This window comes from Streptomyces sp. NPDC057010 (genome assembly GCF_042673805.1).
In the GTDB taxonomy this organism is placed as follows: Bacteria; Actinomycetota; Actinomycetes; order Streptomycetales; family Streptomycetaceae; genus Streptomyces.
The window spans coordinates 100404-106706 of the sequence record NZ_JBHUSC010000021.1 but is presented as its reverse complement, the minus strand read 5'-3'; the positions used below and the strand labels follow the sequence as shown (position 1 = coordinate 106706).

Sequence of the window (6303 nt, the reverse complement as noted above, 5' to 3'; positions counted from 1 at the left end):
GTGCGCGGTGGGAACCACGCGCCCCCACCTCGCGTTGACCAGGAAGGGAGGGTCCACTGGACCGTAGACCCTCACACCCATGACGGGCTCCCCTGCCGCACCACCTGGAGGGCGTACCGTGCACCGCCGGCACAACGGGCTCAAGACCGCCGTACTCCTCGGCGGACTGTCCGCACTCATCATCGTCATCGGCAGCTTCTTCGGCCGGGGCGGCCTGATCGTGGCCGTCCTCGTGGCCCTGGGGACGAACGCGTACGCGTACTGGAACAGCGACAAGCTGGCTCTACGCGCGATGCGCGCCCGCCCCGTCAGCGAGTTCGAGGCCCCCGAGCTCTACCGCATGGTGCGCGAGCTCTCCACGTCCGCGCGCCAGCCCATGCCACGGCTCTACATCTCGCCCACCGAGGCCCCCAACGCCTTTGCCACCGGCCGCAACCCGCGCAACGCCGCGGTCTGCTGCACCGAGGGCATCCTGCGCATCCTCGACGAGCGCGAGCTGCGCGGGGTCATCGGCCACGAGCTCAGCCACGTCTACAACCGCGACATCCTCATCTCGTCGGTCGCCGGCGCCCTCGCCTCGGTGATCATGTTCCTGGTGAACATCGCGATGTTCATCCCGATCGGCCGCTCCAACGACGACGAGGGCCCGGGCCTCCTCGGCATGCTGCTGATCATGATCCTCGGCCCGCTGGCCGCCTCCGTGATCCAGCTGGCCATCAGCCGCTCACGGGAGTACGAGGCCGACGCCTCGGGCGCCCAGCTGACGGGGGACCCGCTGGCCCTGGCCAGCGCCCTGCGCAAGCTCGACGCGGGCACCAAACAGCTCCCGCTGCCCCCCGAACCACGGCTGGAGACGGCGAGCCACATGATGATCGCCAACCCCTTCCGCCCCGGCGAAGGATTGTCCAAGATGTTCTCGACACACCCCCCGATGGCCGAGCGCATCGCCCGGCTCGAACAGATGGCAGGCCGCAGGCAGTGAAGACCATCCTCAACCTCATCTGGCTCGTACTCAGCGGCATCTGGCTGTTCCTCGGCTACTGCCTCGCGGGTCTGATCCTCTGCATCACCATCATCGGCATCCCCTTCGGGGTGGCCGCCTTCCGCATCGCCGTCTACGCCCTCTGGCCCTTCGGCTACACCACCGTCGAGCGCCGCGACGCGGGCGCGGGCTCCGCCATCGGCAACGTCCTGTGGCTGATCCTGGCGGGCTGGTGGCTCGCCCTCGGCCACATCTTCACCGGCATCGCGCTCTGCATCACGATCATCGGCATCCCGTTCGGCATCGCCAACTTCAAGATGGTCCCGCTCTCCCTGCTCCCCCTGGGCCGCGAAATCGTCCCGACGGACGCCCCTTTCGCCTCTCGGTAGGCAGTCGCAGTCCCTGGTCGGGGCGGCGGAGATCCTCTCCGCCGCCCCGTCGGCACATCGGGGCCGACCGGGTTTTCCACAGGCCGGGGCGAATGTCAGTGGCGTCGGTCACCATGAACGCATGAACGAGACCGAGCAGTTGCTGGAGCAAGTCGCAGAGCGCGTGCGCAACTCCGCGCAGGGGCACGGAAAGCCCCTGCCGGCGCCGCTGGCCGCCGGGGAGCCGGCCCGGGCCGAGCACATACTCGGCTTCGCCATGCCCCCGCTGCTCGCCGCGCTCTACACCCGCGTCGCGGACGGCGGATTCGGCCCGGAGTGCGGGCTGTTGCCGCTGGGCCGGGCCGTCCGGGCGTACGAGGCCCACCGCGCCTCCGCATGGCGCTGGCCGGAGGGCGTGCTGCCGATAGCCGACTTCGGCTGCACCATGTACGCCTGCGTCGACTGCCGCTCCGAAACCGCCCAAGTGCTGCTGTTCGACCCGAGTCTCGGGGAACCGGACCTCGCCTGGTCCGTCGACACCCCCAGCCTGGCGGGCTGGCTGCGCGGCTGGCTGGACGGCACCGCCTGGTACTGCGAGGACTCGCCGGCGGGGGAGGAGTACGACCTGGAGCTGACCCCTTGGGAGGGGTTCAGGTCCAGGATCTGAGCCGCCCGCGCACCCCGTAGGCCACCGCGCCCAGCGCCAGCACCCCGGCCCCCGCGACCGCCGAGGCGAGGGGCAGCGTGCAGGCCAGCACCACACAGCCGGACAGCCCGACCGCTGCCACGGCCCGACCCTTGACACCTGAATCGAGAGTCCACGCAGAGGCGTTCGCGATCGCGTAGTAGGCCAGCACTCCGAAGGAGGAGAAACCGATCGCGCCCCGCAGATCGGCGGTGGCCGCGAGCACCGCCACGACCGCACCCACTGCCGGCTCGGCATGGTGCGGCACCTGATGCCGGGGATGTACGGCGGCCAGCGCGCGCGGGAGATGGCCGTCCCGGGCCATCGCCAGGGCCGTCCGCGAGACACCCAGTACGAGGGCCAGCAGCGAGCCCAGCGCGGCGAGGGCCGCACCCACCCGGACGACCGGGGCCAGCCCGGGCCATCCGGCCGCCCGCACCACATCGGCCAGCGGGGCCGCCGAGCCCGCCAGCCCGTCGGCACCGAGCACCGACAGAGCCGCCACCGCCACGGCGGCGTACACCAGCAGCGCGATCCCCAGCGCGAGCGGCACCGCCCTCGGGATCGTCCGCTCCGGGTCACGCACCTCCTCGCCCAGGGTGGTGATCCGGGCATAGCCCGCAAAGGCGAAGAACAGCAGGCCAGCGCCCTGCAACAGCCCGAGGGCAGTCCAGTCCGAGCCGCCGAGCCGCCCCGCATCGGCCGCGTCGGACGACAGGGAGACGACCACCACCGCGGCCAGCACCGCCAGGACCGCGGCCACGATCAGCCGGGCGAGCCGAGCGGACTTCTGCACGCCGCCGTAGCCGGCGGCGGTCAGCGCCACCACCGCCGCGACGGCCACGGCGTGCTGCTGCCCGGGCCAGACGTACGCACCGACGGTCAGCGCCATCGCCGCGCAGGAGGCCGTCTTGCCGATCACGAATCCCCAGCCGGCCAGATAGCCCCAGAACGGCCCGAGCCGCTCGCGCCCGTAGACGTACGTGCCGCCGGAGGACGGGTACCGGGCGGCGAGCCGCGCCGAAGAGTGCGCGTTGCAGTAGGCCACGAGGGCCGCCAGCGCGAGCGCCGCGAGGAGCGCACCGCCCGCCGCGCGCGCCGCCGGGGCCAGGGCGGCGAAGATGCCGGCGCCGACCATGGCGCCCAGTCCGACGACGACGGCGTCGGACACGCCGAGGGTGCGCTTCAGTTGGTGCTCCACGCGCGGAGGGTAGCGGTCCTAGCTGACGCCTTCCTTGCCGGGGAGGGGCATCCGCGTGCGCTCCCACCCCTCCAATGCCGTCAGACAGGCGTGGTCGAGATGGCGCAGCCCGCTCAGATCGAGCCGGATCACCCGCCCGCGCGGCACCGTCTCCAGTGCGTCGAGGGCGTCGAGCAGCTTGGGCAGCCGCAGGAAGCTGGCGTTCCCCACGACCCGTACGCACAGCTCCTCGCCCTCCCACACCTCCTCGATGTGCACGTGGGAGGTCTCCCAGGCCGCCTTCGCGATGGCGAGCCCCAGGCCGACCAGCACGCCCTCGAAGAGATTGGTGGCCACGATCGCTCCGGCCGTGGCCAGCAGCACCACGGCCTCGCCCCGGTGCGTCCGCCACAGCGCGGCCACCGCCCGGGCCGGAAGCAGCTTCCAGCCCGCGTGCAGCAGCACCCCGGCCAGCGCGGCGAGCGGCACGGCCTCCAGCACCTGCGGGAACGCCACCGCGAAGAGCAGCAGCCAGCCGCCGTGCAGGATCCGGGCGGCCCGGGTGCGGGCGCCGGCCTCCACATTGGTGGCGCTGCGCACGATCACGGCGGTCATCGGCAGCGCCCCGAGCAGCCCGCACACGCTGTTTCCCATGCCCTGGGCGATGAGCTCCCGGTCGTACTCCGTCCTCGGTCCGTCGTGCATGCGGTCCACGGCGGCAGCGCTGAACAGCGTCTCGGCGGAGGCGATCAACGCCAGCGCGATCACCGTCCCGACCGCCCCGAGGGAGGCCAGCACCCCGAAGTCACCCCAGCCGGGCGGGGATACGGCCTCCACCATCCCCGTCACCCGCACCTTCTCGACGGGCAGCCGGAGCAGGGCCGCGGCGGCGGTGGCGGCCGCCACCCCGGCCAGTGCCCCGGGTACCGGGCGCAGCCGCTCCGGCATCCGGCGCCAGGCGGCCATGACGGCGATGGTCCCGGCCCCGAGCGCCACCGCGGCCCAGTCGGCCTGCGCTCCGAGCTCGTGGACCCCGCCCAGCTTCGCCAGGGTCTGCCCCGGCGCCTGCACGCCGCCCAGGGCGTACAGCTGCCCGGAGATCAGGACCAGCCCGATCCCGGCCAGCATCCCGTGCACGACGGCCACGGAGATCGCCCGGAACCACCGTCCGAGCCGCAGCGCCCCCATGCCCAGCTGCACCAGGCCGGCGGCCAGCACGAGCACCCCGAGTGCGGGCAGACCGTACGACCCCACCGCCTCGTACACCAGGACGGTGAGCCCGGCCGCGGGTCCGCTCACCTGGAGCGAGCTGCCTCGGAACCACCCGGTGACCAGCCCGCCGACCACCCCGGTGACGATTCCCAGTTCGGCCGGCACCCCGGAGGCGACGGCCACCCCCACGCAGAGGGGCAGGGCGACCAGTGCGACGACGACCGACGCCCCGAAGTCCGCGCGAAACGTGCCGGCCCCAGACATGCGAGAACCCCCTGCCGAGCGGTGATGGATGCCACCCAGCCTGGTGGGTGCACCCGCCCCCGGCCCAGTGCGCACAGAGGCCCGCCGTGGCGCACGCGCCGCTCACGCCCCGCACACGCTCCCGCGCCCGGGAACGCCGCGGCCCGGCGGTCGGTGAAGACCGCCGGGCCGGCGTGCGGGCAGGTCGGGGACCTGGGTCAGCGGTAGTTCACGAACTGGATCGCGAAGTCCAGGTCCTTGCCCTTGAGCAGGGCCTGCACCGCCTGCAGGTCGTCACGGCTCTTGGAGCTGACGCGCAGCTCGTCGCCCTGGACCTGGGCCTTGACGCCCTTCGGGCCCTCGTCCCGGATGATCTTCGCGACCTTCTTGGCGTTCTCCTGGGAGATGCCCTCCTCGATCGAGGCGAAGATCTTGTACTCCTTGCCGGACAGCTGCGGCTCGCCGGCGTCGAGCGCCTTCAGCGAGATCCCGCGCTTGACCAGCTTGGTCTCGAAGACGTCGAGGACGGCCTTGACGCGCTCCTCGGAGTTCGCCTCCATGAGGATCTTTTCGCCGGACCAGGCGATCGTGGCGCCGGTGCCCTTGAAGTCGTAGCGCTGCGAGAGTTCCTTGGCGGCCTGGTTGAGGGCGTTGTCGACCTCCTGCCGCTCGACCTTCGAGACGATGTCGAAACTGGAGTCGGCCATGTGCTGTGGCTCCTTGAAGTCGGTTGCGATCGCCCCGGAGGGCGCGGCCGGACGTCCCCGGCCAGCTCCGCAAAGCCTAGCCACCGCGCCCACCCGCGGTGCTGATCAATCCGGTGGCGGAGCACCCCCGATCATCAGGTATCGTTTACGTCGTTGCCACCGAGCACCGCCCCAAAGCGGCCTCACCGGCGACATCCCATGGCGGTGTGCCCGAGTGGCCAATGGGAACGGACTGTAAATCCGTCGGCTCTGCCTACCCAGGTTCGAATCCTGGCGCCGCCACGCGTGTGAGACCCCCGTTACTTGTAGCGGGGGTCTTCTCGCATGCTCGATGGACTAGGGGAGCGCCGCCTGCCAGGACCACGAGGTGCGGCGGGGGCGGTCCGGGAGGGCGAGGCGGCCCGCCGACCACAGGAGGGTCTCCGTGGGCGGGCCCTGCGGGGAGTCCGGGAAGAGGCGGGCCAGGACCGGCGCGCACAGGCCCGGCGGGGGACGCCAGGGGAGGGCGAGGCCCTGGGCGATGTCGTACGTGTGGAGCAGGAGCTCCGCCACGCCCATCGCCGCGAAGCCGCCCGGATCGCAGGGGCCCCAGTGCCAGGCCCGGTCCCCGGGGTCCGCGGCCGTGATCGCCGTGCTCAGCAGCCGGGCGCTCGCCGACACCACCGTCAGCACCTCGGCCGGGGGAGTGCCGGGGCGGACCCGCAGGTCCAGGGGGAGGTACGCGGACGGGGCCCGGGAGGCCACCTGGGCGGCGTACGCCGTGAGGTCGTGCGCGATGTGGGCCGCCGTCGTCCAGCAGGACCAGTCGAGGGAACCGGCCGGCACCTGCCAGTCCAGTCCGGCGTGCGGGGCGAGGGCCGACACCGCTTCGGCCGCCGCCCGTTCGACGTCAGGGCCCGTCATCGACCGCATCGTTGGCGTCTCCT

Annotated in this window: 7 protein-coding genes and 1 tRNA gene; 4 read left to right on the top strand and 4 right to left on the bottom strand. The window is 72.5% G+C overall.

Going from position 1 to position 6303, the window contains the following annotated elements; genetic code table 11:
- Positions 1 to 118 precede the first annotated feature (118 nt).
- From htpX to ACFTXQ_RS19600, 3 genes are all read left to right on the top strand, one after another.
- The gene (gene htpX / locus ACFTXQ_RS19610; RefSeq protein ID WP_382642354.1) at positions 119 to 982 is read left to right on the top strand and encodes a zinc metalloprotease HtpX; all 864 of its coding nucleotides are present in this window, start codon (positions 119 to 121) and stop codon (positions 980 to 982) included.
- Positions 979 to 1371 carry a YccF domain-containing protein gene (locus ACFTXQ_RS19605; RefSeq protein WP_382642342.1) on the top strand — a complete coding sequence of 131 codons (393 nt, stop codon included), beginning with the start codon at positions 979 to 981 and terminating at the stop codon, positions 1369 to 1371. The genes htpX and ACFTXQ_RS19605 overlap by 4 nt, the downstream gene beginning before the upstream one ends.
- Before the next feature lie 121 nt (positions 1372 to 1492).
- Positions 1493 to 2017: an SMI1/KNR4 family protein gene (locus tag ACFTXQ_RS19600; RefSeq protein WP_382642340.1), complete on the top strand. Its 525-nt coding sequence runs from the start codon at positions 1493 to 1495 to the stop codon at positions 2015 to 2017.
- On the opposite strand, the gene ACFTXQ_RS19595 is transcribed toward ACFTXQ_RS19600, so the two are convergent.
- The 3 genes from ACFTXQ_RS19595 to ACFTXQ_RS19585 all read right to left on the bottom strand — a co-directional run bounded on the left by ACFTXQ_RS19595 (position 2001) and on the right by ACFTXQ_RS19585 (position 5377).
- Positions 2001 to 3236, bottom strand: a complete 1236-nt coding sequence (locus ACFTXQ_RS19595; protein WP_382642338.1) for an APC family permease — start codon at positions 3234 to 3236, stop codon at positions 2001 to 2003. The two genes, ACFTXQ_RS19600 and ACFTXQ_RS19595, sit on opposite strands and share 17 nt — an antisense overlap.
- An 18-nt stretch (positions 3237 to 3254) precedes the next feature.
- Positions 3255 to 4691 (bottom strand): SulP family inorganic anion transporter, encoded by a 1437-nt coding sequence (locus ACFTXQ_RS19590; protein ID WP_382642336.1) that lies wholly within the window; start codon positions 4689 to 4691, stop codon positions 3255 to 3257.
- Positions 4692 to 4888: 197 nt separating this feature from the next.
- The gene (locus tag ACFTXQ_RS19585; protein ID WP_150209206.1) at positions 4889 to 5377 is read right to left on the bottom strand and encodes a YajQ family cyclic di-GMP-binding protein; all 489 of its coding nucleotides are present in this window, start codon (positions 5375 to 5377) and stop codon (positions 4889 to 4891) included.
- Positions 5378 to 5577: 200 nt separating this feature from the next.
- Here ACFTXQ_RS19585 and ACFTXQ_RS19580 point away from each other — a divergent pair.
- Positions 5578 to 5659: transfer RNA gene (locus ACFTXQ_RS19580), tRNA-Tyr, on the top strand.
- Positions 5660 to 5713: 54 nt separating this feature from the next.
- Here ACFTXQ_RS19580 and ACFTXQ_RS19575 read toward each other — a convergent pair.
- Positions 5714 to 6280 carry a maleylpyruvate isomerase N-terminal domain-containing protein gene (locus ACFTXQ_RS19575; RefSeq protein WP_382642334.1) on the bottom strand — a complete coding sequence of 189 codons (567 nt, stop codon included), beginning with the start codon at positions 6278 to 6280 and terminating at the stop codon, positions 5714 to 5716.
- Between the last annotated feature and the right edge of the window lie 23 nt (positions 6281 to 6303).

Coding starts and splice junctions, on each gene's coding strand:
- ACFTXQ_RS19600 (WP_382642340.1), top strand. CDS start 1,493: ATGAACGAGACCGAGCAGTTGCTGGAGCAAGTCGCAGAGCGCGTGCGC.
- ACFTXQ_RS19590 (WP_382642336.1), bottom strand. CDS start 4,691: ATGTCTGGGGCCGGCACGTTTCGCGCGGACTTCGGGGCGTCGGTCGTC.
- ACFTXQ_RS19585 (WP_150209206.1), bottom strand. CDS start 5,377: ATGGCCGACTCCAGTTTCGACATCGTCTCGAAGGTCGAGCGGCAGGAG.
- ACFTXQ_RS19575 (WP_382642334.1), bottom strand. CDS start 6,280: ATGACGGGCCCTGACGTCGAACGGGCGGCGGCCGAAGCGGTGTCGGCC.